The 26,131-nt window shown below is 72.6% G+C and carries 30 protein-coding genes and 1 pseudogene; 13 read left to right on the plus strand and 18 right to left on the minus strand.

What is annotated here, in order from left to right; all coding sequences use genetic code 11:
- The 3 genes and pseudogenes from NFU81_RS24745 to NFU81_RS24755 form a co-directional block, all read left to right on the plus strand.
- Positions 1–344: pseudogene (locus NFU81_RS24745) on the plus strand (DEAD/DEAH box helicase); the annotation flags it as partial.
- 99 nt (positions 345–443) lie between these two features.
- The gene (locus tag NFU81_RS24750; RefSeq protein ID WP_251493710.1) at positions 444–1,340 is read left to right on the plus strand and encodes an alpha/beta fold hydrolase; all 897 of its coding nucleotides are present in this window, start codon (positions 444–446) and stop codon (positions 1,338–1,340) included.
- Positions 1,341–1,433: 93 nt separating this feature from the next.
- Positions 1,434–1,574, plus strand: a complete 141-nt coding sequence (locus tag NFU81_RS24755; protein WP_205048651.1) for a hypothetical protein — start codon at positions 1,434–1,436, stop codon at positions 1,572–1,574.
- A gap of 81 nt (positions 1,575–1,655) precedes the next feature.
- Here the strand turns inward: NFU81_RS24755 and NFU81_RS24760 are convergent, their stop codons facing one another.
- The 4 genes from NFU81_RS24760 to NFU81_RS24775 all read right to left on the minus strand — a co-directional run bounded on the left by NFU81_RS24760 (position 1,656) and on the right by NFU81_RS24775 (position 5,063).
- Positions 1,656–2,264: a MarC family protein gene (locus NFU81_RS24760; RefSeq protein ID WP_251493713.1), complete on the minus strand. Its 609-nt coding sequence runs from the start codon at positions 2,262–2,264 to the stop codon at positions 1,656–1,658.
- Positions 2,265–2,363: 99 nt separating this feature from the next.
- Positions 2,364–3,215, minus strand: a complete 852-nt coding sequence (locus NFU81_RS24765) for a PHP domain-containing protein (protein ID WP_251493715.1) — start codon at positions 3,213–3,215, stop codon at positions 2,364–2,366.
- An 89-nt stretch (positions 3,216–3,304) separates the two neighbouring features.
- Positions 3,305–3,943: a DUF6758 family protein gene (locus tag NFU81_RS24770; RefSeq protein ID WP_251493718.1), complete on the minus strand. Its 639-nt coding sequence runs from the start codon at positions 3,941–3,943 to the stop codon at positions 3,305–3,307.
- Positions 3,944–4,478: 535 nt separating this feature from the next.
- Complete coding sequence (locus tag NFU81_RS24775; RefSeq protein WP_251493721.1) at positions 4,479–5,063, minus strand: suppressor of fused domain protein; 585 nt, start codon at positions 5,061–5,063, stop codon at positions 4,479–4,481.
- Between the two features lie 395 nt (positions 5,064–5,458).
- Between NFU81_RS24775 and NFU81_RS24780 the strand changes: the two genes are divergently transcribed.
- Positions 5,459–6,595, plus strand: coding sequence for a magnesium and cobalt transport protein CorA (locus NFU81_RS24780; RefSeq protein ID WP_251493724.1), 1,137 nt, complete (start codon positions 5,459–5,461; stop codon positions 6,593–6,595).
- A gap of 8 nt (positions 6,596–6,603) precedes the next feature.
- Here NFU81_RS24780 and NFU81_RS24785 read toward each other — a convergent pair whose 3' ends face one another.
- On the minus strand, positions 6,604–7,560 hold the full coding sequence (locus NFU81_RS24785; RefSeq protein WP_422665279.1) for a DMT family transporter: 957 nt from the start codon (positions 7,558–7,560) through the stop codon (positions 6,604–6,606).
- A 115-nt stretch (positions 7,561–7,675) separates the two neighbouring features.
- Between NFU81_RS24785 and NFU81_RS24790 the strand changes: the two genes are divergently transcribed.
- Complete coding sequence (locus tag NFU81_RS24790; RefSeq protein ID WP_251493727.1) at positions 7,676–8,182, plus strand: hypothetical protein; 507 nt, start codon at positions 7,676–7,678, stop codon at positions 8,180–8,182.
- Between the two features lie 33 nt (positions 8,183–8,215).
- Here NFU81_RS24790 and NFU81_RS24795 read toward each other — a convergent pair whose 3' ends face one another.
- Positions 8,216–8,971 (minus strand): hypothetical protein, encoded by a 756-nt coding sequence (locus NFU81_RS24795; protein ID WP_251493729.1) that lies wholly within the window; start codon positions 8,969–8,971, stop codon positions 8,216–8,218.
- Positions 8,972–9,120: 149 nt separating this feature from the next.
- Between NFU81_RS24795 and NFU81_RS24800 the strand changes: the two genes are divergently transcribed.
- The 3 genes from NFU81_RS24800 to NFU81_RS24810 are packed head-to-tail and all read left to right on the plus strand — an operon-like array spanning position 9,121 to position 12,225.
- Complete coding sequence (locus tag NFU81_RS24800; RefSeq protein ID WP_251493743.1) at positions 9,121–10,452, plus strand: magnesium transporter MgtE N-terminal domain-containing protein; 1,332 nt, start codon at positions 9,121–9,123, stop codon at positions 10,450–10,452.
- Positions 10,442–11,017: a DUF1003 domain-containing protein gene (locus NFU81_RS24805; protein WP_251493746.1), complete on the plus strand. Its 576-nt coding sequence runs from the start codon at positions 10,442–10,444 to the stop codon at positions 11,015–11,017. Before NFU81_RS24800 ends, NFU81_RS24805 begins: the two co-directional genes overlap by 11 nt.
- 32 nt (positions 11,018–11,049) lie before the next feature.
- Positions 11,050–12,225, plus strand: coding sequence for an Mrp/NBP35 family ATP-binding protein (locus NFU81_RS24810; protein ID WP_251493749.1), 1,176 nt, complete (start codon positions 11,050–11,052; stop codon positions 12,223–12,225).
- Between the two features lie 78 nt (positions 12,226–12,303).
- Here NFU81_RS24810 and NFU81_RS24815 read toward each other — a convergent pair whose 3' ends face one another.
- The 4 genes from NFU81_RS24815 to sigE form a co-directional block, all read right to left on the minus strand.
- Positions 12,304–12,918 carry a hypothetical protein gene (locus NFU81_RS24815; protein ID WP_251493752.1) on the minus strand — a complete coding sequence of 205 codons (615 nt, stop codon included), beginning with the start codon at positions 12,916–12,918 and terminating at the stop codon, positions 12,304–12,306.
- 186 nt (positions 12,919–13,104) lie between these two features.
- The gene (locus NFU81_RS24820) at positions 13,105–13,587 is read right to left on the minus strand and encodes a sec-independent translocase (RefSeq protein WP_251493755.1); all 483 of its coding nucleotides are present in this window, start codon (positions 13,585–13,587) and stop codon (positions 13,105–13,107) included.
- Positions 13,588–13,715: 128 nt separating this feature from the next.
- Positions 13,716–14,690, minus strand: coding sequence for an anti-sigma factor family protein (locus NFU81_RS24825; RefSeq protein ID WP_251493758.1), 975 nt, complete (start codon positions 14,688–14,690; stop codon positions 13,716–13,718).
- Positions 14,687–15,451 carry an RNA polymerase sigma factor SigE gene (gene sigE, locus NFU81_RS24830; protein WP_251493762.1) on the minus strand — a complete coding sequence of 255 codons (765 nt, stop codon included), beginning with the start codon at positions 15,449–15,451 and terminating at the stop codon, positions 14,687–14,689. The genes NFU81_RS24825 and sigE overlap by 4 nt, the downstream gene beginning before the upstream one ends.
- 158 nt (positions 15,452–15,609) lie before the next feature.
- On the opposite strand from sigE, the gene NFU81_RS24835 reads away from it, so the two are divergent.
- Positions 15,610–16,302 carry an O-methyltransferase gene (locus NFU81_RS24835; RefSeq protein ID WP_251493765.1) on the plus strand — a complete coding sequence of 231 codons (693 nt, stop codon included), beginning with the start codon at positions 15,610–15,612 and terminating at the stop codon, positions 16,300–16,302.
- A 98-nt stretch (positions 16,303–16,400) separates the two neighbouring features.
- On the opposite strand, the gene NFU81_RS24840 is transcribed toward NFU81_RS24835, so the two are convergent.
- Positions 16,401–16,568 (minus strand): DUF3117 domain-containing protein, encoded by a 168-nt coding sequence (locus NFU81_RS24840; RefSeq protein ID WP_073493047.1) that lies wholly within the window; start codon positions 16,566–16,568, stop codon positions 16,401–16,403.
- A 257-nt stretch (positions 16,569–16,825) separates the two neighbouring features.
- Here NFU81_RS24840 and NFU81_RS24845 point away from each other — a divergent pair, with 257 nt between their 5' ends.
- Positions 16,826–17,608: an enoyl-CoA hydratase-related protein gene (locus tag NFU81_RS24845; RefSeq protein ID WP_251493768.1), complete on the plus strand. Its 783-nt coding sequence runs from the start codon at positions 16,826–16,828 to the stop codon at positions 17,606–17,608.
- 20 nt (positions 17,609–17,628) lie between these two features.
- Here NFU81_RS24845 and NFU81_RS24850 read toward each other — a convergent pair whose 3' ends face one another.
- Both NFU81_RS24850 and NFU81_RS24855 read right to left on the minus strand, forming a co-directional pair.
- Positions 17,629–18,213 carry a DNA-3-methyladenine glycosylase I gene (locus NFU81_RS24850; RefSeq protein ID WP_274038127.1) on the minus strand — a complete coding sequence of 195 codons (585 nt, stop codon included), beginning with the start codon at positions 18,211–18,213 and terminating at the stop codon, positions 17,629–17,631.
- Entirely contained in the window at positions 18,206–18,568 is a 363-nt protein-coding gene (locus tag NFU81_RS24855) for a DivIVA domain-containing protein (RefSeq protein WP_251493771.1), read from the minus strand. Before NFU81_RS24855 ends, NFU81_RS24850 begins: the two co-directional genes overlap by 8 nt.
- A gap of 156 nt (positions 18,569–18,724) precedes the next feature.
- Here NFU81_RS24855 and folP point away from each other — a divergent pair, with 156 nt between their 5' ends.
- Positions 18,725–19,537 carry a dihydropteroate synthase gene (gene folP, locus NFU81_RS24860; protein ID WP_251493909.1) on the plus strand — a complete coding sequence of 271 codons (813 nt, stop codon included), beginning with the start codon at positions 18,725–18,727 and terminating at the stop codon, positions 19,535–19,537.
- A 15-nt stretch (positions 19,538–19,552) separates the two neighbouring features.
- On the opposite strand, the gene NFU81_RS24865 is transcribed toward folP, so the two are convergent.
- The 3 genes from NFU81_RS24865 to dapE all read right to left on the minus strand — a co-directional run bounded on the left by NFU81_RS24865 (position 19,553) and on the right by dapE (position 22,634).
- On the minus strand, positions 19,553–20,362 hold the full coding sequence (locus tag NFU81_RS24865) for an LOG family protein (protein ID WP_251493773.1): 810 nt from the start codon (positions 20,360–20,362) through the stop codon (positions 19,553–19,555).
- Between the two features lie 16 nt (positions 20,363–20,378).
- The gene (locus tag NFU81_RS24870) at positions 20,379–21,455 is read right to left on the minus strand and encodes an alpha/beta hydrolase (protein WP_251493776.1); all 1,077 of its coding nucleotides are present in this window, start codon (positions 21,453–21,455) and stop codon (positions 20,379–20,381) included.
- Between the two features lie 111 nt (positions 21,456–21,566).
- A complete protein-coding gene (gene dapE / locus NFU81_RS24875; RefSeq protein WP_251493779.1) occupies positions 21,567–22,634 on the minus strand; it encodes a succinyl-diaminopimelate desuccinylase in 1,068 nt (355 codons plus the stop codon).
- A 231-nt stretch (positions 22,635–22,865) separates the two neighbouring features.
- Here dapE and NFU81_RS24880 point away from each other — a divergent pair, with 231 nt between their 5' ends.
- On the plus strand, positions 22,866–23,810 hold the full coding sequence (locus NFU81_RS24880; protein WP_422665280.1) for a heavy metal transporter: 945 nt from the start codon (positions 22,866–22,868) through the stop codon (positions 23,808–23,810).
- Positions 23,811–24,078: 268 nt separating this feature from the next.
- On the plus strand, positions 24,079–24,492 hold the full coding sequence (locus tag NFU81_RS24885) for an ATP-binding protein (RefSeq protein WP_251493785.1): 414 nt from the start codon (positions 24,079–24,081) through the stop codon (positions 24,490–24,492).
- Positions 24,493–24,536: 44 nt separating this feature from the next.
- On the opposite strand, the gene dapC is transcribed toward NFU81_RS24885, so the two are convergent.
- Positions 24,537–25,634 carry a succinyldiaminopimelate transaminase gene (gene dapC, locus NFU81_RS24890; RefSeq protein ID WP_251493788.1) on the minus strand — a complete coding sequence of 366 codons (1,098 nt, stop codon included), beginning with the start codon at positions 25,632–25,634 and terminating at the stop codon, positions 24,537–24,539.
- 141 nt (positions 25,635–25,775) lie between these two features.
- On the minus strand, positions 25,776–26,096 hold the full coding sequence (fdxA, locus tag NFU81_RS24895) for a ferredoxin (protein WP_033171714.1): 321 nt from the start codon (positions 26,094–26,096) through the stop codon (positions 25,776–25,778).
- Between the last annotated feature and the right edge of the window lie 35 nt (positions 26,097–26,131).

The raw sequence follows: 26,131 nt of genomic DNA on the forward strand, positions 1-26,131 counted from the left end.
TCGCGGTCGCGGAGGAGGCGCCCAAGCGCCGCCGCACCCGCAAGGCCGTCGCCGAGGTGCCCGCCCCCGCGGACGGCACCGAGGAGGCCGTGGTGAAGGCCCCGCGCCGGCGGACCCGCAAGGCCGCCGCCGACGTCCCGGCCCCGGCTGTGGCGCCGGAGGCCGAGGTCGCGGTCGCGGTCGCGGTCGCGGAGGAGGCGCCCAAGCGCCGCCGCACCCGCAAGGCCGTCGCCGAGGTGCCCGCCCCCGCGGACGGCACCGAGGAGGCCGTGGTGAAGGCGCCCCGTCGCCGGACCCGCAAGGCCGTCGCCGAGGTGCCGGCCGGTGCGGACGGCGAGAGCTGACCCGTACGGCACACACGTGACACCCCCGGCCCACCCGGCCGGGGGTGTTTCATGCCCAGAGGCAACCTGTCGGACATATGCACCGCGTAATCTCGCTGCATGAGCCGACCGACCTCCCTGGACCTGCCTGAGCACACGTCAGCCCACCGGCTGGACACCTCACGCGGGTCGTTCGCGGTCCTGGACGCCGCGCCCGCCCCCGACGCTCCCGCACGGCAGGGCACCGCGCTGCTCGTGCCCGGGTTCACCGGCAGCAAGGAGGACTTCGTCGGCCTGCTGGCACCGCTGTCCGCGGCCGGCTTCCGGGTCGTCGCGATCGACGGCCGCGGCCAGCACGACTCGGGCGGCCCGCGCGACGAGGCCGCCTACGCACAGCGCGAACTGGCGAAGGACGTCTCCGCGCAGGGTGCCGCGCTGGCGGCCGACGGCGACGGCGGGCCGATGCACGTACTGGGCCACTCGCTGGGCGGCCACATCGTCCGGGCGTCGCTGCTCGCCGACGGTCCCGGGCCGTGGGCGACGCTGACGCTGATGAGTTCGGGACCCGCCGAGATCACCGCTGACCAGCAGGTCAGGACGCAGCTGCTGATCGACCACCTGCCGACGATGGACATGGAGACGGCCTGGCGGGCGATGCGCGCGCTGGACGCCGACCGCGAGGACTCCCCGGAGAACCCGGGCTGGCTCGACGACTTCCTGCACCGCCGCTGGGTGACCACCGCGCCCGAACAACTGATCGCCACAGCACGCCAGTTGATGACAGAACCGGACCGGGTCGGCGAACTTGCCGCCGTGCCGCTGCCGAAGCTCGTACTGTCCGGTGAGGTGGACTACGCCTGGCCGATCCCGCAGCTCGACGCGATGGCGGAGCGGCTGGGCGCCCGGCGCGTCGTGATCAAGGGCGCGGAGCACTCCCCCAATGCGGAACGACCGGCCGAGACCGCCGCAGCGCTCATCGCGTTCTGGGCCGCCGAGGGTGCTGCCAGCAGCAAGTAGTCGGCCTGCGAAAGAGTTTATTTAGGGTAGGGAATGTTTTGAAGGGGGTGTTCGTTGACCACACATGTAACGAGGGACGAAGGGAGAAGCCCCATGCGCTTCGAGATCATGCGACTCGACGACCGGAACGGCGACGCCGTGGACAGCACCGTCGTGGACGCTTCCGCCGTCAACAAGATCGTGCAGCAGGCCGCTGCTCTCGGCCAGCGCATCTACATCCGCCCGGCGGACTGATCGCAGGCTCACGCAACGGCGCCCCGTACAGCAGGTCCGTACGGGGCGCTTTCGCATGTCCGGGCAGCGTGCCCGCGGGCCTCAGCCCTGGCCGTGGATGAAGCCGAAGACGCCGTTCGCGACGGACTGCACGGCGATCGCGGACAGCAGCATCCCGGACAGCCGGGTCACCAGCACCACGCCGCCCTCCTTGATCACCCGGATGATCGCCAGCGAGTAGCGCATGGTCAGCCACAGGACGGCGTGCATCGCGACGATCGCCAGCCAGACGGACGTCTGCTCGCCGAAGCCGTCCGCGTGCTGCACCGCGAGGATCACCGTGACGATCGCACCGGGGCCGGCGAGCAGCGGCATCCCCAGCGGCACCAGCGCCACGTTGACGTCCTTGGTCTGCGTCGGCTCGTCCGCCTTGCCGGTCAGCAGGTCGAGCGCGATCAGCAGGAGCAGCAGCCCGCCGGCGATCCGCAGCGCGGGCACCGACACGTGCAGGTAGTCCAGGATCTGCTGCCCGCAGATCCCGAACACCGCGATCACGCCGAAGGCGACACCGGCCGCCTGCAGCGCCATCCGCCGCTGCACTTTGGTGGCCCGGCCCGACGTCAGCGCCAGGAAGATCGGCGTGATGCCGGGCGGGTCCATGATCACGAAGAGCGTGAAGAACACGGAACCGAACAGGGTGAAGTCGAACATGCTGAGCTTTCGTCCTCAGTGGCGCCCTCATGGGGGCGCGCGTCGTCACCGGACCGAAGGGGCCGTTGCTGTCGTTGCCGGACCACCGGCCAGTCGGCGCTAGACCGCCGAGATGGGTTGCGCGCCCGTGGCCCGCGCGGCGATCTCCGCGAAGACCTCCGGAGCGGTGACGCACTCGCCGAGCGCGACCGTCTTGCGCGAGCCGTGGTAGTCGGACGACCCCGTCGCGAGCAGCCCGAGGTCCGCCGCGAGCCCGCGCAACCGCTCCCGGGTGGGGGCGTCGTGGTCGACGTGGTCGACCTCCAGGCCGTCGAGCCCGGCGGAGCCGAGCGCCGCGATGACCTCGTCCGGCACCGTCTCCCCGCGCTTGTGCGCGCCCGGGTGGGCGAAGACCGTGACGCCGCCTGCCGCCTTGACCAGGCGGACCGCGTCGAAGGGGTCGAACTCGTGCTTCTCGACGTACGCCCGCCCGTCGTTGGCGAGCCACTCCTCGGTGAAGGCGTCGGAGACGGTGGGCACGACGCCGAGTTCGACCATCGCCGTGGCGATGTGCGGCCGCCCGACCGACCCGTCGCCGGCGATGCGCTGGACCATCTCCCAGGTGACGGGCACGCCCAGCGCCCGCAGCTTGTCGACCATCCCGCGGGCGCGCGGCACCCGGCCGTCGCGTACCAGCTCGCGCGCGTCGTGCAGCCGCGGCTCCGCCGGGTCGAAGAGGTACGCCAGCATGTGCATGCTGATGCCGTCCGTCCGGCAGGACAGCTCCGCGCCGGTGACCAGCGTCAGGGCCGTGCCGTCGAGGGCAGCGGTGGCCTCCGGGTAACCGCCGACGGTGTCGTGGTCGGTGATCGCGACGACGTCGAGCCCGGCAGCGGCGGCGTTGCGTACCAGCTCAGCGGGGGTGTCGGTGCCGTCGGACGCCGTGGAGTGGGTGTGCAGGTCGATGCGCACGGGCACGGGCTCCCGGGGGACGGGCGCGGACAGGGACGAAGCCAAGGATAGCGTCCACCCGGACCTGCGATTCCCAGGCCTTCAGCGGCTCAGGCCAGCAGCCTCGGGGTGAGGGCGCCGCACGGCAGCAGGTCGACCTCGGCGCCGGCGTCCCGCAGGTCGGTGAGGACCAGCTCGTCGTACATCAGCAGCCCGGTCTCCTCGGGCCAGACGATGGCCCACAGCCACAGGCCGCGGGCCTCGCCCGCGAAGACGACGCGGTCGTCGGGGGCGCCGCCCACGTGCCACAGGGCGGTCGGGCGGCCGGCGGCGAGCACCTTGGCGTGCGGCGGCTTGTTCACGCACATGTTGGGACCCGGGTCGGGGCCGTCGATCCCGGCGTAGCGGGCGCCGAGGCCGACGCCCAGCTCCTCGGCGATCAGCATCAGCTCGCCGGGGCCGCCGAAGGGTCCGGGTCCCGAGCAGGCCACCGCGGTGGCCCGGCCGCCGCTGCGGTCGTCACCGGCGGCGGCGATCCCGGAGAAGAGCCAGCCGACGGGCAGCGGCCACGGCATCCACACCGGCACCTGCGCCCGGTGGACGACCACGCCGAGGCCTTCGACACTCGGCGGGACGACGGGCTGCAGCGGGTACACGGTGCCGTGCACGTCGCACTGCCAGGAGTCGGCGAAGAGGCCGGGCGCCCTGACCCTGCCACCGCACTTCGGGCAACTGGGTTCGCCCCTCATAAATCCCCACGGTCCTCCGACACCGTGCCCGCGTCAAGGACGATCACCCGTCCGGAGTGACGCCTTCGCCTGGTCGGCGGGACGGACAAGTAGATGCAGGGCACAATTAGTTGTAAAAGCCAACCTACTGTGTGTACACAACAACTACTGCCGTCCAGAGGGGACGCGGGCCATGCACCAAGGCACCGACGCCGAGAGCGCCGAGCGCACAGAAGGTGTCTAGGACATGGCGCACGAGAAGGTGAGCCTGCTCCGCCAGCCCACCGCCGCCCGCCGCAGGGGCACCCTCGCGAGCCGTGCGCCAGCAGAAGCGCACCGCCGCCCGAAGGGCCACCCCCAAGCCACCGTGCCCCGCGAAAGCGCACCCCCCGCCCAAGGGGCACCCCCCCGAGCCGCCGCGCCCCGCGAAAGCGCACCGCCGCCCGAAGGGCCACCCCCACAGCACCGCGCCCCGCGAAAGCGCACCCCCTGCCCAAGGGGCACCCCCCGAGCCGGCGCAGCCCGCGGAAGGGTGCCGCTCGGCGCAGAGGGCAGGTCAGGACAGGGGGACGGCGCCGCGCAGCGGGTCGCGGAGGTCGGTGGCGTGGTCCAGCCAGAGGGAGCGGAGCGCAGCGGAACCGCGGGCGCGTTTGAAGGCGGCCTCGTTCGGCGTCATCGGGAGGAGGGGGTGGAAGCGGACCGGGTCGCGGGGCTCGGGGAGGGCGAGGTCGTCGACGAGGCCGCCGGGCTCGGCGACCAGGACCGCGGTGAAGGGCGCCCCCGCCCACAGCGGCTCGCCGAGGTCCATCGCGTTGCCGGCCGCCAGGACGACGCCCTCGACCTGCGGGGACGCGGCGACGACGGCCAGCGGCCGCAGCACCCCCGAGGTGTCGGCGCGGCCGGCCCTGACGGTGAGGACCAGTTCGGCGCGCGGCCCGCGCAAGGGGTCGGCGAGCGGGGCGACCGGGTCGGCCATGGGTTGCGCGGACATCCCGAGCGTGGCGTATCGCAGCAGGTCGCCGTCGGCGAAGCGCAGCACCTCGATGCGCTCGGCGCCGAGGAAGGTGACGGCCGCGCGGGCGTCGGGCTCGCCGAAGGCGGAGCGCAGCCGCTCCTCGACCAGTGCCAGGATTTCACCCATGCGGCGAGCATAGAACGCGTAAGGATCGCGCCGAGCGCGTCATCGGGGCCACCGGGGCTTGCTATGGTGGGGCGTTCGCGTACGTCATCCCCCAGCGGGGAACGGCCGGAGGAGGTGGGGACTGACATGGATCCTAGTCGACCGTGCAGTACCGGCAGCTCTTCCCTCGCCGCCGCCCCGTACTCGGTGTGACCCGCTGAGCCCTTCGCGTTCCTTACCCGGCTGACATGCCGTGAAACGCGACCTGCCACGGCCCGCCCGCGGAGCGTACCCGCGTCGGAAGAGCGCCCTGAACTGCCTGGTGATCACCGAGCGCTGATCACCGACCCCACAAGCAGCACCATCTCAGTTCAGTGCGGCGTGATGCCGTCGGCCAGTCCGTGAAGGAGCTTGCCATGTCGATGATCCGTGATCTTCGCGCAGTCGTGCGTCCCGCGCTGCGCAAGTCCCCCGCGTCGTACGACTACGGCCCGACGCGCGACGCGGTCACCGGCACCAGCGCGGTGGTGGACTGCGCCGTCTACCGCGACGGGGTGCGGTGCACCGACAGCATCGGGCTGCGCGACGCGTTGGAGACGGTGCGGGCCGGCCGCGCGTCGGACCAGTGCGACGGCAGCGACGGCTTCGTGTGGATCGGGCTGCACGAGCCGACGGAGCAGGAGTTCGCCGGCATCGCCGAGGAGTTCGGGCTGCACCCGCTGGCCGTCGAGGACGCGGTGCACGCGCACCAGCGGCCGAAGCTGGAGCGGTACGACAACTCGCTGTTCACCGTCTTCAAGACGATCCGCTACGTCGAGCACGCAGAACTGACCGCGACCAGCGAGGTGGTGGAGTCCGGCGAGGTGATGGTCTTCACCGGCCGGTACTTCGTGATCACCGTGCGGCACGGCGGCCACGGCTCGCTGCGTGCGCTGCGGCACCGCCTGGAGGACGACCCGGAGCTGCTGGCCAAGGGGCCGTCCGCGGTGCTGCACGCGATCGCCGACCAGGTGGTGGACGACTACCTGGCGGTCTCCGACGCGGTGCAGGACGATATCGACGAGGTCGAGATCGACGTCTTCTCCGCCGAGCCCGGCAAGTCCTCGCGCGGCGGCGACGCCGGCCGGATCTACCAGCTCAAGCGGGAGGTGCTGGAGTTCAAGCGGGCGGTCTCGCCGCTGCTGCGGCCCATGCAGATGCTCGGGGAGCGGCCGATGCGGCTGATCGACCCGGAGATCCAGAAGTACTTCCGCGACGTCGCCGACCACGTCGCCCGGGTCCACGAGCAGGTCACCGGCTTCGACGACCTGCTGAACTCGATCCTCCAGGCCAACCTGGCGCAGGCCACCGTGGTGCAGAACGAGGACATGCGCAAGATCACCGCGTGGGCGGCGATCCTGGCGGTCCCGACGATGATCACCGGCGTCTACGGCATGAACTTCGACCACATGCCGGAGCTGCGCTGGAGGTTCGGCTACCCGACGGTGCTCTGCGTGATCCTGGCCATCTGCTACGCCATCCACCGCGGCTTCCGCCGCAACGGCTGGCTCTGACCCCGGCCCTAAGCGCGCTTCCGGCGGTCGGCGAGAATCACCAGGGCCAGGCCCGCGAGGATCACGCCGAGCGCCGGATACGCGGCGGCGGGCGGTGTCTGGCCCAGCCAGAGGGCGGCGATCAGGGCCGCGCCCGGGGTCTCCAGCAGGATCGCGGTCGAGGTCGTGGACGGGCCGAGGCCGCTGACGACGCGGTTGAGCAGCGAGTGGCCGAGCAGCTGGGCGACCACGGTCAGCGCGGCGATCTTGAGCCAGCTCTTCCCGTCGTAGCCGCCGAGGGCGGAGCCGGACACCAGGCAGGCGCCGAGCAGGACGGCGGCGGTGGTCGAGTAGCAGACGAAGGTGTACGCGGTCGTCGTCGCGGTGCGCCGCACCTCGGCGCCGAGCAGCATGTAGACGGCCGCGGCGAGGCCCGCGGCCAGGGCGAGGGCGTCGCCGGCCAGGGCGCGGGTGTCGGTGGACATGTCGATGCCGGTGAGGATCAGCACGCCGACCACGGCGAGCGCGGTGCCCGCCCACACCAGGCCCGGCGGGCGGTGGCCGCGCAGCCGCAGGATCAGGGTGGTCCAGATCGGGGTCGTGGTGACCAGGGCGGTCGAGGTGGCCACCGAGGTCATGGTGAGGCTGGGCAGCCACAGCCCGAAGTGCAGCGCGAGCACCACCCCGGCGGCGCCGGACAGGCCGAGCGCCCTGCGGCCCATCCGGCGCAGTTCGCCGCGGTGCCGCCACAGGGCGACGGGGCTGAGCACCCCGACGGCCATCGCGTTGCGCCAGAAGGCGATGGCCAGCGCGGGCGCGGTGGTCGCGGCGATCAGCGGGGCCGACATCGACACACCGGCGATGGCGACGGCGAGCAGCGTGAAGTCGGTGCCCCGCGAGGCCGGGACGGTGCCGGCGGGCGGCTGGTCCGCGGCCGGGACGCCCGGGGCCGGGAGCGCGGCGGAGGTGCTCTGCGGGGCGGTCACGGTGCTCCTGGGGTGCGGGACGGGCGTACGGGCGTGCGCCCACCAGAGTAAGGCCCATGACCACCCCGAGCACCTGTCATTCCACGGGCGGGACGGGGCGCCCTACCCTGTGCACATGACGAGCGAGCACGCCGCCCTCATCGAGGAGGCCACCAAAAAGTCCGGCCTGGTCTGGGTGAACGGGCTGGCCATGTGGCACGCCTGGATCGACGGGTCGATGTACGTGCTGTGCGGCGGCCCCACCGAGCAGCCGGCGCCCGCCGGGCTCGCCGACGGCGCCGTCGCGGCGGTGACCGTGCGCAGCAAGGACAAGGGCGGCCGGCTGGTGGGCTGGCAGGGCCGGGCGCAGGCGCTCGCCCCCCGGTCCGAGCTGTGGTCCACCGCGGTCGCCGAGCTGCGGACGAAGCGGCTGAACTCCGCGGACGCCGACACCGTCGCGGACCGCTGGGCCGAGGAGTGCACGCTCTTCCGGCTGACCCCTGAGGGCGACCCGGCCGAGCACCCGGGCGCGATGCCCGCGGGCTCCGGCGCCGCGGTGCCGCTCGCCTCGCCGGCGATCACCCGGCAGCCGATCCCGGCGGGTCTGCCCAAGCTGCTGGCCCGCCGCAAGGCGCGCGGCTGAGCTGCCGGTGCCTCGACGCTCTTCGTGCCGGCGCTATTTGTGCGTCTTGTGCGTCGGTGAGGGCGCCGGGGTGGCGCCGACCGTCTTGCCGTAGTCGACGACCTCGGATTTCGCCGGCGCCTTCAGCGTGAAGTCCTCACCCCAGTCGACCAGCGTCAGGGTGCCCGCGTTGCCGGCCCGCTGGTAGCGCAGCGGGTAGGGGGCGCCCTTGAGGGAGACGTCGAGGGTGCCGCCCTTGGAGCCGGTCAGCTCGATGGTCCTGGTCGTGCCGACCTTGCGGTGCTCTCCGACGTCGACGGTGCCGTCGAGCACGAACAGGTCGGCGAGCAGCACCTTCTTGTCGGTGAAGCCGCTGAACTGCTTGTACGCCGGGTCGCCGGGCGGCACCTTGACGTACTTGCCGTTGAGCTTGGCGGCCGCGTCCTGGCTGTCCTTGTCGTCGCCCGAGCCGTAGAAGTCGGCGCCCGCCTTGAGGTAGAGGTCGTCGCCGACCCGCAGCAGCTGGAAGGTGTCGCCCTTGGTGGTGACCTCGCCGACGCCGCCGTCGGCGCGCAGCCGCATGTCGAGCCGGTAGGTCTGCCCGTTGCTGACCACGGTGCCGGTCAGCCGTACGGTCGGCGCGGCCTGGGCGGCGGCGCCGGCCTTCTGCTCGATGGTCGCGGCGGGGAGCTTGGCGACGCCGTTCGTCCCGCTGTCCGGATCGCCGCCCAGACCGAGGCAGCCGCTGAGCAGCGGGGCCGAGGCGACGGCGACGAGGACGGCGGTGGCGGTCCTGCGACCGTGATACACGTGGAGTCGACCCCTCGGAGACGGCGGCTGCGGGCGTGGCAGAAGCTACCGCAGCGTACCCCCGGGGAGCACCCCGCAGGGCGGGCAAGATCGGCCCGGAGTAGCCTGGCCTGGGAAGACCGCGTAAGGGCAGGCCCAGGGAGGCTCCGATGGTCGCAGGCGCCCCCAGGGTCTTCGTGTCGCACCTGTCGGGTGTCGCGGTCTTCGACCCCAACGGCGACCAGGTCGGCCGGGTCCGCGACGTCGTGGTGATGCTGCGGGTCGGCGGGCGCCCGCCGCGGGTGCTCGGCCTGCTGGTCGAGGTGGTCAGCAGGCGCCGCATCTTCCTGCCGATGACCCGGGTGACCGGGATGGAGTCGGGGCAGGTGATCACCACCGGCGTGGTGAACATGCGCCGCTTCGAGCAGCGCCCCACCGAGACCCTGGTGCTCGGCGAGCTGCTCGACCGAAGGCTGCGCTGGCTGCCGCAGGGCGGCGGCGCCACCAGTGCCACCACGGGCGAGAACGCGGGCGAGGAGGTCACCGTGCTCGACGTGTCGATGGTGCAGCTGCCCGCCCGCCGCGACTGGGAGATCGACAAGGTCTTCATCCGCCGCGGCAAGAGCGGCGCGCTGCGCCGCAAGGGTGAGACGCTGACCGTCGACTGGTCGGCGGTCACCGGCTTCCGGCTGGCCGAGGACGGCCAGGGCGCGGAGAACCTGGTGGCGACCTTCGAGCAGCTGCGCCCCGCCGACCTGGCGAACGTCCTGCACCACCTGTCGCCCAAGCGCCGCGGCGAGGTCGCCGCCGCGCTGGACGACGACCGGCTGGCCGACGTCCTGGAGGAGCTGCCGGACGACGACCAGGTGGAGATCCTCAGCAAGCTCAAGGAGGAGCGGGCCGCCGACGTCCTGGAGGCGATGGACCCCGACGACGCGGCCGACCTGCTGGCCGAGCTGCCCGCCGAGGAGCAGGAGCGGCTGCTCACCCTGATGCAGCCGCAGGACGCGGCGGGCGTACGGCGGCTGCTGTCGTACGAGGAGCGCACGGCGGGCGGCCTGATGACGACCGAGCCGATCGTGCTGCGGCCCGACGCGACCGTCGCCGACGCGCTCGCCAGGATCCGCAACCCCGACCTGTCGCCGGCGCTGGCCGCGCAGATCTACGTGTGCCGGCCGCCGGACGAGACGCCGACCGGCAAGTACCTGGGCCTCGTGCACTTCCAGCGGCTGCTGCGCGACCCGCCCTTCACCCTGCTCGGCTCGATCGTCGACACCGACCTGCATCCGCTGGCCCCGGACACCGCGCTGCCGTCGGTGACCAGCTTCCTGGCCACGTACAACATGATCTCGGCGCCCGTGGTCGACGAGAGCGGGTCGCTGCTCGGCGCGGTCACCGTGGACGACGTGCTCGACCACCTGCTGCCGGAGGACTGGCGGGAGACCGAGCTGCGCGGCGCCGAGCACCTCGGGCCCGTGACGGAGAGCGCCGATGGCCGCTGAGGACCGCGAGCGCACGGCCACCAACCGGCACCCGGCGGGCGCGACCGCCGCGCCCAGGCCCCGGGTGCGGCTGGACCAGCCGCGCGCCTCCCGCCGCAGATGGCTGCCCGCCTACGACCCGGAGGCCTTCGGCAAGTTCTCCGAGCGGATCGCCCGCTTCCTGGGCACCGGGCGCTTCATCGTGTGGATGACGGTCATCATCATCCTGTGGGTGCTGTGGAACGTCTTCGCACCCAAGGCGGTGCGCTTCGACAACTACCCGTTCATCTTCCTGACGCTGATGCTGTCGCTGCAGGCGTCCTACGCGGCCCCGCTGATCCTGCTGGCGCAGAACAGGCAGGACGACCGCGACCGGGTCAACCTCGAACAGGACCGCAAGCAGAACGAGCGCAGCATCGCCGACACCGAGTACCTGACCCGGGAGGTCGCCTCGCTGCGGGTGAACCTGGGCGAGGTCGCCACCCGGGACTGGATCAGGTCGGAGCTGCAGGACCTGCTCAAGGAGATCGAGGGCCGTGCCCCGCACCCGGCCCGGGGTGACGAAGCAGACGGCCGGGGCCGCTGATCGGCCCGCGGGCGTCGCCGTACCATCAACGTATGGCTACCACCACGTACGGCTCGGGCACCGCGCCCACCGCCACACCGACCGACGAGGCCGTGCGCGCCGCGCTCGGCACGGTGAACGACCCGGAGATCCACAAGCCGATCACCGACCTCGGCATGGTCAAGTCGGTGGACATCGCCGAGGACGGCACGGTCGCCGTCACCGTCTATCTGACGGTCTCCGGCTGCCCGATGCGGGACACCATCACCGAACGCGTCACGACGGCCGTGGCGGCCGTTCCCGGGGTCACCTCGGTGCAGGTCGCGCTGGACGTGATGAGCGACGAGCAGCGCCGCGAGCTGGCCAGCTCGCTGCGCGGCGGGCAGGCCGAGAAGGAGATCCCCTTCGCCCAGCCCGGCTCCCTGACCCGGGTCTACGCGGTGGCCTCCGGCAAGGGCGGCGTCGGCAAGTCCTCGGTCACGGTGAACCTGGCGGCGGCGATGGCCGCGGACGGCCTGAAGGTCGGCGTGGTGGACGCGGACATCTACGGGCACAGCGTGCCGCGCATGCTGGGCGCGGAGGGGCGCCCCACGCAGGTCGAGAACATGATCATGCCGCCGTCGGCGAACGGCGTGAAGGTCATCTCGATCGGGATGTTCACCCCGGGCAACGCGCCCGTGGTGTGGCGCGGCCCCATGCTGCACCGGGCGCTCCAGCAGTTCCTGGCCGACGTCTACTGGGGCGACCTGGACGTGCTGCTGCTCGACCTGCCGCCCGGCACCGGTGACATCGCGATCTCGGTGGCGCAGCTGGTGCCCAACGCGGAGATCCTGGTCGTGACCACCCCGCAGCAGGCCGCGGCCGAGGTCGCGGAGCGCGCGGGCTCCATCGCGGTGCAGACCCACCAGAAGATCGTCGGCGTCGTGGAGAACATGTCGGGCATGCCGTGCCCGCACTGCGACGAGATCGTCGACGTCTTCGGCACGGGGGGCGGCGACCGGGTCGCCGAGGGCCTCACCCGTACGACGGGTGCCACCGTCCCCGTCCTCGGCCGTATCCCCATCGACGTCCGCCTCCGCGAAGGCGGCGACGACGGCCGCCCGGTCACTCTCGCCCACCCCGACTCCCCCGCGGGTGCCGCCCTGCGCGGCATCGCCTCCAAGCTCAGCTCGCGTGCGCGAGGCCTCTCGGGCATGTCCCTGGGCATCACCCCGCGCAACAAGTTCTGACGGGGACTCCGCCCCATCTGCCCCCCACCGGCCGTCGCCGGGCTGGAGGGGCAGACGGGGCGGAGCCCCGGGGGACGGCTACGCGCCGTCGTACGCGCGGATATCGGGGATGGCCGCCAAGGCCAACCCGTACGCGCTCATGCCGCGTCCGAACGCGCCGAGGTGGACACCGCGGGCCGAGCCCGCGAGGACCCAGCCGTACTCGGACTCGCGGTAGTGGAAGGGCGTGGGTTCGCCGTCGACCGGGAGGGTGAGCGCGGCCCAGCCGGAGCCGGCGAGGTCGTCGGCGAGTTCCCAGGCCGTCGCCGTCTGCTGGTCGAGCCAGTCCTGGCGGAGCGCCCGCTCCATCGTGGTGGGCCAGGTGCAGGCGAGCAGGCCCGAGCCCGCGAGCCAGGCCGCCGAGGAGACCGACGTGGCCTCCAGCAGCCCGGTGCCGTCCGCGGTGCGCCGCCCGGGGCGCTGGGCCACCGTCATGACGACGGCGAACTTCAGCGACTCGTCGGCCGGGTCCGCCTTGAGCGTGGGCTCGTCACCGTGCCCTATCGAGCCGTATTCGACCGTGCCGTCCCCACTCGCCCCGACGGTGTGCAGCCAGCGGCGTCCGGTGAACGCGTCGTCCAGCCCGTACCACGGGAAGTCGGCCATCAAGTAGCCGTCGACCGCCCCCTGTGCCGAACCGGTCTTCGTCTCCATTTGGGTCGCGCCTCCTCATTGCCCTTCTGGGCGACTCGCCATCTTGCCCGACCATGGGTGGGTTCGGGGGCAGAAACGGCGCGGGGTGACGGCGAACACATGGACAATGATCACCCGATCGGGCGAAAAACCCTGATCCGGTTGACTTCGGGGGACCCGCTGAGGACGGCGCCGGAGGGCGCCCGATCAGGTGGCGTCGGCGTCGAACGGCGGCGGCTCGTCCTCGTCCAACTGCTCGCGCTTGCGCAGCCGGTCGGGCGTGGTCGGCCCGGGAGTGCCGGACGCGGCGGCAGTGGCGGTGCCGGCCTTGCGGGCGGCGGGAGCCGCGGTGTCCACCCCGTTGACCGCGTCGGTGACCTCGGCCATCTCCTTGCGCAGGTCCAGGCTGCTGCCCAGCTCCCGCAACTCCTTGAGGCCGTACTCGTCCTCGTCGCTCATCAGGTTCTTGCGGATGAACGTCTTGGGGTTGAGGTCCTCGAACTCGAAGTCCTTGAACTCGGGACCCAGTTCCCGCCGGATGTCCTCCTTGGCGCTGTCGGAGAACTCCCGCACCTTCCGGATGAAGGCCATCGTGTCCTGGATGACCTTCGGGAGCTTGTCGGGTCCGAAGACGAGCACGGCAAGGACCACGAGCGCGACCAGCTCAAGCGGGCCTATGTCGAAGAACACCTTGCAGCTCCTTGGGACGTCCGCAGCCGGGAGGGCTGAGTCCGGCGGCCTTTACGTTACCTGCCCGCCCTGGCGGAGCGGGAGTGGCTGCGGCCAACACTACGTCGCCGCACGGTGAAGGTCCTTCCTCAGTGCAGGGCCGCGGAGCTGCTCGCCAGGCCGTTCAGCGCCGGGGGGCGGCCCGAGGCGAACGCCCCGGCTGGAAGCGCGCCAGGGGTCGCCTGGGCGCCGCTGAGGGCCACGGACGTGACCGACGCCACGGAGGCCGCCGACGCCAGGCTGCCCGGCAGCGGCACGCTCACCTGTCGCAGCCGCCGCTCCTCGCGCGCGTCCAGCAGGTCGCGGGGCGTGGTGCCGTGGGTGTCGGTGACCGAGTTGGCGGCGCTGAAGGGGGTGACCGCGGGTCCGTCGTCCGGGCGGGCGCTGCCGTCGACGCCGGCCTCCATCGGCAGTGCCCCGCCGATGGCGATGGCGGCCATCGAGAAGGCGCCTGCGGCGGCGAACGCGAACCTCCGGCTGCGGGAGGCCTGGGCGGCCGCCCGGGCCGCGGTGGCGCCGCCACGGGGGTCTGCGGGGCCGTCCAGCGGGCTCGGCTCGCCGGTGAGGCTGCGGGCCGCCTCGTGGATGCGGAAGCCGCGGGCGCCCCTGCCGTCGCCGGGCGCCACGAGGTCGGGGGCCGGGACGAGGTAGGACATCTGCCGCCGGCCACCGGAGCCGAAGACGCCCGACCCGAGCAGGCCGCCGTCGAAGGGGCCGCGCCGGCCGCCCTGCGGGACCTCGTGGACGTCGTGGCCGCCGAGGGTGCCGCGGCCGTCGGTGCCGTCGTCGCCGTCCTTGGGGCCGCAGGCCGCCAGGCCCTGGAGCCGTGCCATCAGCCCGGCCGAGATCGCGGGCAGCTCGGAGGCCGCCACCACGCTCTTGAGCCGGCGCTGCTCGGTGGCGGCCGCCTTGCACTGCGGACAGGTCGCCAGATGGGCCTGCACCCGGTCGCGGGCGTCGTCGGCCAGCTCGCCGTCGACGAACGCCGCGAGCCGGTCGCCCAGGTGCTGCTCGGCGGGTCCGATGCGCTGGGCGCGCTGCTCGCCTGAACCGCTGCTGCTCACGCTCTCCCGCCCTCCAGGCCAGGTTGGGGTACGGCGGCAGCGAGCGCGGGAACCGGCCGGGCGCCGGGCGCCCGGTGCTCCAGAGCCTTGCGCAGGTGGGAGCGGCCCCGGTGGATCCGGCTCCGCACCGTGCCCAGCTTGACGCCCAGCGTCGCCGCGATCTCCTCGTACGACAGCCCCTCGATGTCGCAGAGCACCACGGCGGCCCTGAACTCCGGTGCGAGGGTGTCCAGCGCCTGCTGGACGTCCGCGTCGAAGTGGGTGTCGTTGAAGTGCTGCGCGGGGGACGGTTCACGGCTGGGCAGCCGCTCCGCCGCGTCGTCCCCGAGGGCGTCGAAGCGGATGCGCTGGCGTCGCCGCACCATGTCGAGGAAGAGGTTGGTGGTGATCCGGTGGAGCCAGCCCTCGAAGGTGCCGGGCGTGTAGGTCGACAGGGAGCGGAAGACCCGCACGAAGACCTCCTGGGTGAGGTCCTCCGCGTCGTGCTGGTTGCCGGTCAGCCGGTAGGCCAGCCGGTACACCCGGGCACTGTGCGTACTGACGATCTCCTCCCAGGAAGGAGGCGTCCACGCCTGAGGGTCCCCGTCGGTGGTGAAAGTCGCGGTCGAGGAGTCGTTGTCGCGTGAACTGTCATCAGCAGTCTTGGTCACGGATTTCGGCTGTCCGGCCGACCGTCGAAAGCGCGTGAGCACCTTCCGGTCACCGGCCGCAGCCGCACCTCCCCTGTCGGCTCTGGTGGTGTCCAGTAGAGCCTCTACCATATCCACCTCGCCCGTTAGCTCCGGATAAATGCAGTGCTGCCTCCGGGCCGGGAACCCGTACCGACGCGACGCGCTCCCGCCCTTGTGTGGTCACTGTGCCTAACGCGCAGTCCCATCAGCAGGTTCCCCGACCCAACGGATACAGTCGCCCCGGCGGGGTGCCGCACACGGTCAACGGACAGTCATCGGGCACAGTCGGCTACGAGGAGAGGGCCATTACCGGCAACCGGCAGGCGAGCTGGGCGTTCGCCGACGCTTTCGTCGCCGAGGACGACGCCCTCATACGTGCCCGCGCCCGCTCGCACGCGTCGGGGCTGCGGCCCGTCTCCCCGGGCACCGGTGCGGCGCTGCGGCTGCTCGCCGCCGCGGGCAACGCGAAATACGTCGTCGAGATCGGTACGGGCACCGGTGTGTCCGGCATCCACCTGCTGCGCGGGATGCGCCCCGACGGGGTGCTGACCACCGTCGACACCGAGCCGGACCGCCAGCAGCTGGCCCGCGGGGCCTACCGCGAGGCCGGCTTCGCCGCGAACCGCTCCCGCTTCATCCCGGGCGCCGCGCTCGACGTCCTGCCCCGGCTCACCGACGGCGCCTACGACCTGGTCTTCTGCGACGGCGACCGGCTGGAGTACCTGGACTACCTGGACGAGTCGCTGCGCCTGCTGCGCCCCGGCGGGGTCGTCTGCTTCGAGGGGGCCTTCGCGCAGGGCCGCGCGCTGGACGCCGCCCACCAGGACCCCGAGTCCCTGACCCTGCGCGAGCTGCTGCGCGCGGTACGGGACAGCCCGCGGGTGGCCCCGGTCCTGCTCCCCACCGACGACGGCCTGCTCTGCGCGGTCCGCCGGCCGTAGCGCCGTAAGACCTGCAGGCGGCGAGCCGCCGGCATGAAAAAGGGCGCGGCCACGCACGGTGTGTGCGTGGCCGCGACGATGCCAGGGGACCGCTGGTCTCAGACGATGGCCTTCTTCAGCGCATCGCCGAGGGCATCCGCCTCGTCCGGGGTCAGCTCGACAACAAGCCGCCCGCCGCCCTCAAGCGGAACGCGCATAATAATGCTCCGCCCCTCCTTGGTCACCTCGAGCGGGCCGTCACCCGTCCGCGGCTTCATGGCCGCCATGCTCGTTCCCCTTCCTGAAACCAGCTCGGACTCGAACACATTGGTTCTCGGCCATTATCCCGCATCCACCTGCCCGATGACCAACAGCGGTGGCACTCCGTTCCACAATCGACACCCGCAAAACCCGCCAATTCGGCGCCCGGGGCGTGCGGTGCGCAGGGCGGCGCACGAAAACACTTGACGTACGTCACATGACCGCCGGTCCGCCGGTCCGGCATCCTGGCCAGGACCGTTGCCGCGACGAAGGGGTTACTGCCATGGCCGACAGCGTGCTGTACGAGGTGGCCGACGGGCTCGCCACCGTCACCCTCAACCGCCCGGACGCGATGAACGCGCTCGACACCGGCACCAAGGCGGCACTGCGGGACGCGCTGCAGGCGGCGGCCGGCGACGAGGCGGTCAGGGCGGTGCTGCTGACCGGCAGCGGGCGGGCCTTCTGCGTCGGCCAGGACCTCAAGGAGCACGTCGCGGTCCTGGAGGCGGGCGGCGGCATGACCACGGTCGCCGAGCACTACAACCCGATCACGCTGGCCATCGCGACGATGCCGAAGCCCGTCGTCGCCGGGGTCAACGGGGTCGCCGCGGGCGCCGGGGCCGGGTTCGCCTTCGCTGCGGACTTCCGGGTCGTCGCGGACACCGCGTCCTTCAACACGTCCTTCGCCGGGGTGGCCCTGTCGGCCGACTCGGGGGTCTCCTGGACCCTGCCCCGGCTCGTCGGCCACTCGCGTGCCGCCGACCTGCTGCTCTTCCCGCGGGCCGTGCCCGCGCAGGAGGCGGCCGCGCTCGGCATCGCGAACCGGGTGGTGCCGGCCGCGGACCTCGCGGCCGAGGCGCTCGCCGTCGCCCGGCGGCTGGCCGCCGGCCCCACCCTGGCGTACGCGGCGATCAAGGCGGCGCTCGCCTTCTCGGCGACGCACCCCCTGCCGGAGGCGCTCGACCGGGAGGCCGTGCTGCAGTCCGCGGCGGGCGCGTCCGCCGACCACCGCGAGGCGGTCGCCGCCTTCCTGGCCAAGCGCCCGCCCGTGTTCACGGCCGGCTGACGCGGTGTTCCGGCCCTAAATTAGCGGGCCGAGCAGTCGGCGAGGTGGTCGTTGACCAGGCCGCACGCCTGCATCAGGGCGTACGCCGTCGTCGGGCCGACGAAGCGGAAGCCGTGGGCCTTGAGGGCCTTGGCAAGGGCCACGGACTCCGCAGAGGTCGGCGGGACGTCGGCGGTGGTGCGGGGCGCCGGACGGGTCGCGGGGTCGGGGGCGAAGGACCAGACGAGGGCGTCGAGGCCGCCCTCGTCCCGCAGCGCCCGTGCGGCCAGCGCGTTGGCGATCGACGCGTCGACCTTGGCCCGGTTGCGGATGATCCCGGGATCGGCCAGCAGCCGCTCCCGGTCCGTGTCCGTGAACCCGGCCACCGCGTCGATCTCGAAGCCCTTGAAGGCCGCCCTGAAGGTCTCCCTGCGGCGCAGGATCGTGATCCACGACAGGCCGGACTGGAAGGCCTCAAGGCACACCCGCTCGAAGAGCGCGTCGTCGCCGTGGACGGGCCGGCCCCACTCCGTGTCGTGGTAGGCGACGTAGTCGGGCGTGGACAGCCCCCAGGGGCAGCGTGCGAGCCCGTCCTCGCCGATCACGACACCGCCGGACTCACTCACCCGCGTCGCCCCGCTCGTCGGCGGCCGGCGGCTCCTGCTTCGTCAGGGACATCGTCGAGCCGTGGGCGTAGACCCCGGCGAGCGACGACTCCAGCTCGGCGATCCGCGCGTCCCGCTCGGCCAGCTCCGCGCCGAGCCGGTCGAGCACCTCGTCGACGTCGAGCATGCGGTAGCCGCGTACCGCCGTGGGCAGCCGTACCGCGTCGATGTCGGAGCGGATCAGCGGGCGGTCGGCGGGCAGCCGGTCGTCCAGCCGGTCGGTGCCGGCGTCCCGCAGCGAGCCGCCGTCGCCCAGCACGGCCATTGCCACCGCGGCGACCACCGCGACCAGCGCGATGAGCATGAACCAGAACAAGTCGATCTCCCGGAGTCCGGCCTCAGGGCCTGCCGTACATTGTCAGGCCGTCCATGTCAGGCACGATCGTGCCACGATCGCATGAGTCTGAGATGAGGAGCGGCAGTGGCACTTCGGCTGGGCACCCGGGAATTCGGCGAGCGGGAGCCGGTGATCATGGCGATCGTGAACCGTACGCCCGATTCGTTCTACGACCAGGGCGCCACCTTCACCGACGAACCCGCGCTGGAAAGGGTCGCGCTCGCGGTCGCCGAGGGCGCCGCGATCATCGACATCGGCGGGGTCAAGGCAGGCCCGGGTGCCGAGGTGTCGGCGGCCGAGGAGATCCGCAGGACGGCCGCCTTCGTCGGCGAGGTGCGCCGCCGGCACCCGGACGTGGTGATCAGCGTGGACACCTGGCGGCACGAGGTCGGCGAGGCGGTGTGCGCGGCGGGCGCGGACGTGCTGAACGACGCGTGGGGCGGCGTCGACCCGAAGCTCGCCGAGGTGGCCGCAGAACACGGTGTGGGCCTGGTGTGCACGCACGCGGGCGGCGCGCAGCCGCGGACCCGGCCGCACCGGGTCGGCTACGACGACGTGATGGCCGACATCCTGCGGGTGACCTGCGGGCTGGCCGAGCGGGCGGCGGACCTCGGGGTGCGCAGGGACGCGATCATGATCGACCCCGGGCACGACTTCGGCAAGAACACCCGGCACTCGCTGGAGGCGACCCGCCGCCTGCCGGAGATGGCGGCGACGGGCTGGCCGGTGCTGGTGTCGCTGTCGAACAAGGACTTCGTCGGCGAGACGCTGGACCGCCCGGTCAAGGAGCGGCTGATCGGCACGCTGGCGACCACGGCGGTCTCGGCGTGGCTGGGCGCCCAGGTCTACCGGGTGCACGAGGTCGCCGAGACCCGGCAGGTGCTGGAGATGGTGGCCTCGATCGCCGGCCACCGCCCGCCCGCGGTCGCCCGCCGCGGGCTGGCGTAGTCGCCCGGGCGGGCGTTACGCGCTCTCCTTGGTGACCCGCTCGACCGCGTCGTCCACGTCGTCGGTGACGTGGAAGAGCTCCAGGTCGGCCGCGGACGCCTTGCCCTCGGCGATGAGGCTGCCGCGGATCCACTGGACCAGGCCGCCCCAGTACTCGGTGCCGAAGAGCACGATCGGGAAGCGGGTGACCTTCTTGGTCTGGACGAGGGTCAGCGCCTCGAACAGCTCGTCGAGGGTCCCGAAGCCGCCGGGCAGCACGACGAAGCCGCGGGCGTACTTGACGAACATCGTCTTGCGGACGAAGAAGTAGCGGAAGTTCACGCCGATGTCGACGTAGGGGTTGAGGCCCTGCTCGAAGGGCAGCTCGATGCCGAGGCCGACCGAGACGCCGCCGGCCTCCAGCGCGCCCTTGTTGGCGGCCTCCATGGCGCCGGGGCCGCCGCCGGTGATCACCGCGAAGCCGGCCTCGGTCAGGGCGCGGCCGATGCGGACGCCGGCTTCGTACTCCGGCGAGTCGGCGGGGGTGCGGGCCGAGCCGAAGACGCTGACGGCAGGCCCCAGTTCGGCCAGCGCGCCGAAGCCCTCGACGAACTCGGACTGGATGCGCATGACCCGCCACGGGTCGCCGTGCACCCAGTCGGACGGGCCGTGGCTGTCCAGCAGCCGCTGGTCGGTGGTGCCGGTCTGCACCTGGCCGCGCCGCCGCACGACCGGTCCTGTGTGCCGTTCCGGCCAGCCCTTGCCGTACGGCAGCTCCTCCGCGGCCGCGTTCGCGGCGGCGGCCGCCTCCTGCGCGTCGTCCGGGACGCCTCGTGCTTCTGTCATATCGGCAGCCTACGCATCAGGGTGCCGCCGACGGGGCCAAAGGCACCGCCCGCGGCGCTTCGAGGCGGGCGCTCACCCAGGTGAAGGCATCGGGGAACATCCGGCCCCAGGTGTTCCAGTTGTGCCCGCCGCGGCTCAGCTCCAGGGTGCTGACCTCGGTGGGCGCCCGGGCCGCGGCGGTGATCCAGTCGGCGAACTTCGGCGGGCTCTCCCGGTCCTGCAGGCTCGACTCGACCAGCAGCCGCACGTCGGGGTGGGTGTTGCGGGCCAGCCACAGCGGCGAGTGCAGTCCCTTCGACGGGTCGTCGGGGGCCAGCGCGGCGCCGGCGGCGAAGGTGTCGGGGTGCTCGAAGGCGAGCCGGGCCGCGCAGTAACCGCCGGTGGATATGCCCATCACCGCCCAGCCGCGGGGCGCGGGCAGCGTGCGGAAGTTGCGCGAGATCGTCTTGACCACGTCGTCGGTCAGCCAGGTGCCGACCTTGCTCTTGCCCTCGACGTCCGCGCAGCCGGTGTTGACCCGGTCGGGCGTGATGGTGGGCAGCACCAGGATCGCGGGCTCGGCGCGGCCCGCGCTGATCTGCTCCTGCATGATCCGGCCGAGCCGCATCCCGCGCAGGAAGCTGTGCGGGGTGCCCGGTATGCCGTGCAGCACCTCGATGACCGGGAAGCGGGTGTGCGCGAACTCCGGCTTGGCATACTGCGGCGGCAGCCAGACGATCACGTCGCCCTTGGTGCCACTGTCCCAGCCGTGCACGGTGGCCCGCTCGAAGCCCTGCGAGTACGACGCGAACTTCACCGCGTAGTCCGGCACCGCGGGCGCCGGGGCGCCCTGGGCCGTGTGCCCGGCGGCCCCGCCGGAGTTGGCGTGGCCGAGCAGGTCGTCCCACGAGGCGTAGAAGCCGTACTCGTTGTTCACCGTCACCATCACCACGAGTACCGCGGTGAGCTGGCACATCATGATCATGCCGACCCGCAGCACCGTCCGCAGCGGCCGCGGGCCGCGCACCCTCGGCCAGAGCAGCACGGCGCCGGCCACTGTCCCCACTGCCGCCGCGATGAGCAGCGCGGCGAACCACCCGCTGGTCAATCCCACGACCGGAGCCCCTCCCCCGTCCGGAATCGGACGTATCCGATCACACCATGCCGGGAGGAAGGACCCGTGCGCACCCCAGTTCGGTTGCCTGCCCCGAGGGTGATCCTGTGCTCAGGCTGTCAGCCAGGCGGTCAGCTTGCGTTCCGCCTCGCGGATCGCGGCGACCTCCACATGCTCCTCGCGGGTGTGCGCCAGCGTCGGGTCGCCGGGGCCGTAGTTGACCGCGGGGATTCCCAGCGCGGAGAAGCGGGCCACGTCCGTCCAGGCCTCCTTGGCCGCGGGGGCCGTGCCGATCGCGTCGACGAACGCCGCGGCCGCCGGGTGGGACAGCCCGGGCAGGGCGCCGGGCGCGCTGTCGGTGAGCACCACCTCGAAGCCGTCGAAGACGTCGCGGACCCGGTCCAGTGCTTCCGCTTCGCTCTGGTCGGGCGAGAAGCGGTAGTTCACGGTGACCGCGCACGTGTCCGGGATCACGTTCCCCGCGTGGCCGCCCTCGATCATGACGGCGTTCAGCCCCTCGGGGTACGTCAGCCCGTCGATCTCCACGCGGCGCGGCTCGTACGCGGCGAGCCGGGCGAGGATCGGGGCGGCCTTGTGGATCGCGTTCTCGCCCAGCCAGCTGCGCGCGGAGTGCGCACGGCGCCCGGTGGTCTCCACCCGCACCCGCAGGGTGCCCTGGCAGCCGCCGTCCACCCGGCCGCCGGTCGGCTCCATCAGCACGGCGAAGTCGCCCGCGAGCCACTCCGGGTGCCGCTCGACCAGCCGCTTGAGGCCGTTGAACTCGGCGGCGATCTCCTCGGCGTCGTAGAAGACGAAGGTCAGGTCGCGGTTGGGGGCGGTGAGGTTCGCGGCCAGCTTCAGCTGGACCGCGACGCCCGCCTTCATGTCGCTGGTGCCGCAGCCCCACAAGGTGCCTTCGGCGTCGAGCCGGGAGGGGAGGTTGTCCGCGATCGGGACGGTGTCGATGTGGCCGGCGAGGACGACGCGTTCGGCCCGGCCGAGGCGCGTCCTGGCGACCACCGCGTCGCCGTCGCGGTCCACCACGAGGTGGGGGTGCCCCTGCAGGGCCTGCTCGATCAGGTCGGCGAGCGGCTTCTCCTCACGGCTCACCGACGGTACGTCCACGAGGGCTGCCGTCAGGTCGGCCACATCTGTCGTGAGGTCAAGTCCGCGTCCCATACCTCCGCACTCTAGGCGCTACCGCGCCCTTGGGGGGTGGGTGACCCTTGCGGTGGCCTTCACTCTTACGGTGCGTCGTTGCCGGTCGCGCAGTTCCGCCCCCGGAGCTTCGCCCGGGCGTACCCCCGGGCGAAGCTATGGGGCGGAACTGCGCGAACACCCACAACAGCACCGCGGACGAAAACGCACCGAAACGGGCGGGGCCTCAGGGGGGCGGGGAGCCGGTACGCTCTGCGCGTGCCCACGTCAGACGCCCCTTCGGCGAGAAACCCGCGACGCCGTGCGACCCGCGTACTGAGCGCACTTCTGGTGCTGGCCGCGGCCGCGTACGTGGCGTATCACTTCACCGGCGGCAAGTCCCCGCGGGAAGCGGGTTGCGTGGTGCGGTCCGACGACGACAGGTTCGAGCTGACGCAGGACCAGGCGGCGAACGCCGCGACCATCGCCGCGGTCGGGACGGCCCGCAGACTGCCCGAGCGGGCCGTCACGATAGCGCTGGCGACCGCGCTGCAGGAGTCGCGGCTCGACAACCTGGACCACGGCGACCGCGACTCCCTCGGCCTGTTCCAGCAGCGCCCCTCGCAGGGCTGGGGCACCGCGCAGGAGGTCCAGGACCCGGTCTACTCGACGAACGCGTTCTACGACCGGCTCGTCAAGATCAAGGGCTACGCCGGCCTGCCCCTGACGGTCGCCGCGCAGAAGGTGCAGAAGAGCGGCTTCCCGGACGCGTACGCGAAGCACGAGGCGGACGCCACGCTGCTGTCCGCGGCCCTGGTCGGCCGCAAGCCGGCCGAGCTGAGCTGCACGACGGGCGCGGACCGGGCGGACAGCGCGGGCGGTGCGGCCGGCGACACCGCGCTGGTGACCGCCCGGCTGAAGCGGGAGTTCGGCGCCGGGGCGCGGCCGAAGACGGCCGGGGAGCCGGCCCGTACGGTGAGCGTCCCCGCGGGGCCGCCCGGCGGCGGGGCGGCGGGGGACGCGGTCCGGCGGGGCTGGCAGCTGGCCCAGTGGTCGGTGGCGCACGCGCACGACCTGAAGGTCTCGGTGGTGTCCTTCGCCGGCATGCAGTGGCAGGCGGCGCGCTCCGGCAGCGGCTGGCAGAAGGCGGCGGAGGCCGCGGGCGGCAGCCCCGACGGCGCGGGCGGCGGATTCGTACGGATCACCGTCGCGCAGTAGTGCCCGCTTTCACCCGCGAGGGGATTTCCCGGCGGCGGGCGAATACCCGCGGCACATTGCCGCGCCGTTCGCCGATTCCCCTGCCTGGGCTGGGATGTGACGGCTTTTCAGGGTGGCCGCCGGTCATATCAGCTGTCCGTTATATCCGATGTGCCGGGTGCCTATTATGCGACGCATTGCCCACTCTTTACCTTGTGCGGCCGCAACCTTCCGGCGTGTCCGCCGATAGTCACGGCGTTGTTGAAGACCACTCGCCGCAAGGAGCACCATGTCCCTCCCCCTCACGCGCCGCATCGCCCAGGCCGCCCTGCTGCTCGGCGCCGCCGCCGCACCCCTGATCGGCGCGGGCGCCGCACACGCCGCGGCCCCCGCGCACCCGGTGGGCGGCCTCACCGCCCTGGACGGCGCCGAGCTGGGCTCCGCGGTGGACGGCGCCCCGCAGCACGCCGCCGGGCTCGCCACGCAGGGCGGCACGCAGGCCGTGAAGACCGCCGTCCCGGCCGCCGGCCGTATCGTCGGCACCGCGGCTCCCGCGGCCCAGCAGAGCGCCGCACAGGCCACCGACGCGACCGGCCGCATCGCCGGCGCCACCGCCGAGTCCCTCCCGGTCGCCGGCGCCCTCCCCAACACCGGGGCCCTCCCCACCGACCAGCTCCCCCTCAAGACCCTCCCCTTGGGCTGAGCCCCTTTTTGCCTCTGGTGCGAGCCCAGCGGCAAAGGTGGACGTCAGGCCAGCCGCTCCACCGCCGCCGCGATGCGCTCGTCCGTTGCCGTCAGGGCGACGCGGACGAAGGCGGCGCCCGTCGGGCCGTAGAACTCGCCGGGGGCGACCAGGATGCCACGTTTGGCCAGGTCGGCGACCGTCTCCCAGCAGCCCTCGCCGCGGGTCGCCCACAGGTAGAGGCTGGCCTCGCTGTGCTCGATGCGGAAGCCGGCCGCCTCCAGGGCGGTGCGCAGCGCGGTACGGCGGCGGGCGTAGCGCTCCTTCTGCTCGACCGCGTGGGCGCGGTCGCCGAGGGCGGCGACCATCGCGGCCTGTACGGGCTGCGGCACGATCATGCCGGCGTGCTTGCGTACCGCGAGCAGTTCCGCGACGACCGCCGGGTCGCCGGCCAGGAAGGCGCCCCGGTAGCCGGCGAAGTTGGACCGCTTGGACAGCGAGTGGACCGCGACCAGGCCGTCGTGGCTGCCGCCGCAGACGTCGGGGTGCAGGACCGAGACCGGCTCCTCGCCCTCCCAGCCCAGCTCGATGTAGCACTCGTCGGACACCACGAGGATGCGGTGCTCGCGCGCCCAGCCGACGATCCGCCGCAGCTCAGGCGCGCCCAGCACCCGCCCGGTGGGGTTCGAGGGGCTGTTGAGCCACAGCAGCTTCACGCGTGCCGGGTCGAGGTCGGCGACCGGGTCGTCGTAGGTGACCGGCTCGGCGCGGGCCATCAGCGCGCCGATCTCGTACGTCGGGTAGGCCAGCTGGGGGTAGCCGACCTGGTCGCCCTCGCGCAGGTCGAGCAGCGTCGGCAGCCAGCCGACCAGTTCCTTGGAGCCGATCAGCGGCAGTATGTGGCGCGGGTCCGCGCCCGCGACCCCGTGCCAGGTGCGCAGGTAGTCGGCCGCGGCGGCACGCAGCGCGGCGGTGCCGTACGTCAGCGGGTAGCCGGGGCTGTCCGCCGCGGCGGTCAGGGCCTGCCTGATCACCTCGGGCACCGGGTCCACCGGGGTGCCCACCGAGAGGTCGACGACGCCGTCGGGATGGGCGGCGGCCGCCGCCTTGTACGGTTCGAGCCGGTCCCACGGGAAGACCGGCAGGCGGGCGGAAATACTCACGTGCTCACACTTTCACTCTGCCGGTACACCACGGCCCCGTACGGCGCTGCGGCGCGTACGGGGCCGTGGCGGAAGACGCCCTGGGGCGCGGCGTGCTGGCTGTCGTACCTGGTGCTGTGTGGTGCGTAGTACCTGGTGCGCTTACTGGTTCTGCGGGGACAGCTCGGCGATGAAGGGGTGGTCGCGCTCGATCAGTCCGAGCTTGGACGCGCCGCCGGGCGAACCCAGCTCGTCGAAGAACTCGACGTTCGCCTTGTAGTAGTCCTTCCACTCCTCAGGAGTGTCGTCCTCGTAGAAGATGGCCTCAACCGGGCAGACCGGTTCGCACGCGCCGCAGTCGACACATTCGTCCGGGTGAATGTACAAGGACCGAGCGCCCTCGTAGATGCAGTCGACCGGGCACTCTTCGATGCACGCCTTGTCCTTGACGTCGACACAAGGCTGCGCGATGACGTAGGTCACGCTGTCGTTCCTCCTCGATAGGGCTCATCTCGCGC

Source organism: Actinacidiphila cocklensis (genome assembly GCF_907177275.1).
Lineage (GTDB): Bacteria > Actinomycetota > Actinomycetes > Streptomycetales > Streptomycetaceae > Actinacidiphila > Actinacidiphila cocklensis.

What these genes read in the sequence shown, in the direction of transcription:
- NFU81_RS24750 (WP_251493710.1), top strand. Translation starts at nt 444, where the DNA reads ATGAGCCGACCGACCTCCCTGGACCTGCCTGAGCACACGTCAGCCCAC.
- NFU81_RS24755 (WP_205048651.1), top strand. Translation starts at nt 1,434, where the DNA reads ATGCGCTTCGAGATCATGCGACTCGACGACCGGAACGGCGACGCCGTG.
- NFU81_RS24760 (WP_251493713.1), bottom strand. Translation starts at nt 2,264, where the DNA reads ATGTTCGACTTCACCCTGTTCGGTTCCGTGTTCTTCACGCTCTTCGTG.
- NFU81_RS24770 (WP_251493718.1), bottom strand. Translation starts at nt 3,943, where the DNA reads ATGAGGGGCGAACCCAGTTGCCCGAAGTGCGGTGGCAGGGTCAGGGCG.
- NFU81_RS24775 (WP_251493721.1), bottom strand. Translation starts at nt 5,063, where the DNA reads ATGGGTGAAATCCTGGCACTGGTCGAGGAGCGGCTGCGCTCCGCCTTC.
- NFU81_RS24780 (WP_251493724.1), top strand. Translation starts at nt 5,459, where the DNA reads ATGTCGATGATCCGTGATCTTCGCGCAGTCGTGCGTCCCGCGCTGCGC.
- NFU81_RS24790 (WP_251493727.1), top strand. Translation starts at nt 7,676, where the DNA reads ATGACGAGCGAGCACGCCGCCCTCATCGAGGAGGCCACCAAAAAGTCC.
- NFU81_RS24800 (WP_251493743.1), top strand. Translation starts at nt 9,121, where the DNA reads ATGGTCGCAGGCGCCCCCAGGGTCTTCGTGTCGCACCTGTCGGGTGTC.
- NFU81_RS24805 (WP_251493746.1), top strand. Translation starts at nt 10,442, where the DNA reads ATGGCCGCTGAGGACCGCGAGCGCACGGCCACCAACCGGCACCCGGCG.
- NFU81_RS24810 (WP_251493749.1), top strand. Translation starts at nt 11,050, where the DNA reads ATGGCTACCACCACGTACGGCTCGGGCACCGCGCCCACCGCCACACCG.
- NFU81_RS24815 (WP_251493752.1), bottom strand. Translation starts at nt 12,918, where the DNA reads ATGGAGACGAAGACCGGTTCGGCACAGGGGGCGGTCGACGGCTACTTG.
- sigE (WP_251493762.1), bottom strand. Translation starts at nt 15,451, where the DNA reads ATGGTAGAGGCTCTACTGGACACCACCAGAGCCGACAGGGGAGGTGCG.
- NFU81_RS24840 (WP_073493047.1), bottom strand. Translation starts at nt 16,568, where the DNA reads ATGGCGGCCATGAAGCCGCGGACGGGTGACGGCCCGCTCGAGGTGACC.
- NFU81_RS24845 (WP_251493768.1), top strand. Translation starts at nt 16,826, where the DNA reads ATGGCCGACAGCGTGCTGTACGAGGTGGCCGACGGGCTCGCCACCGTC.
- folP (WP_251493909.1), top strand. Translation starts at nt 18,725, where the DNA reads ATGGCGATCGTGAACCGTACGCCCGATTCGTTCTACGACCAGGGCGCC.
- NFU81_RS24865 (WP_251493773.1), bottom strand. Translation starts at nt 20,362, where the DNA reads ATGACAGAAGCACGAGGCGTCCCGGACGACGCGCAGGAGGCGGCCGCC.
- dapE (WP_251493779.1), bottom strand. Translation starts at nt 22,634, where the DNA reads ATGGGACGCGGACTTGACCTCACGACAGATGTGGCCGACCTGACGGCA.
- NFU81_RS24885 (WP_251493785.1), top strand. Translation starts at nt 24,079, where the DNA reads ATGTCCCTCCCCCTCACGCGCCGCATCGCCCAGGCCGCCCTGCTGCTC.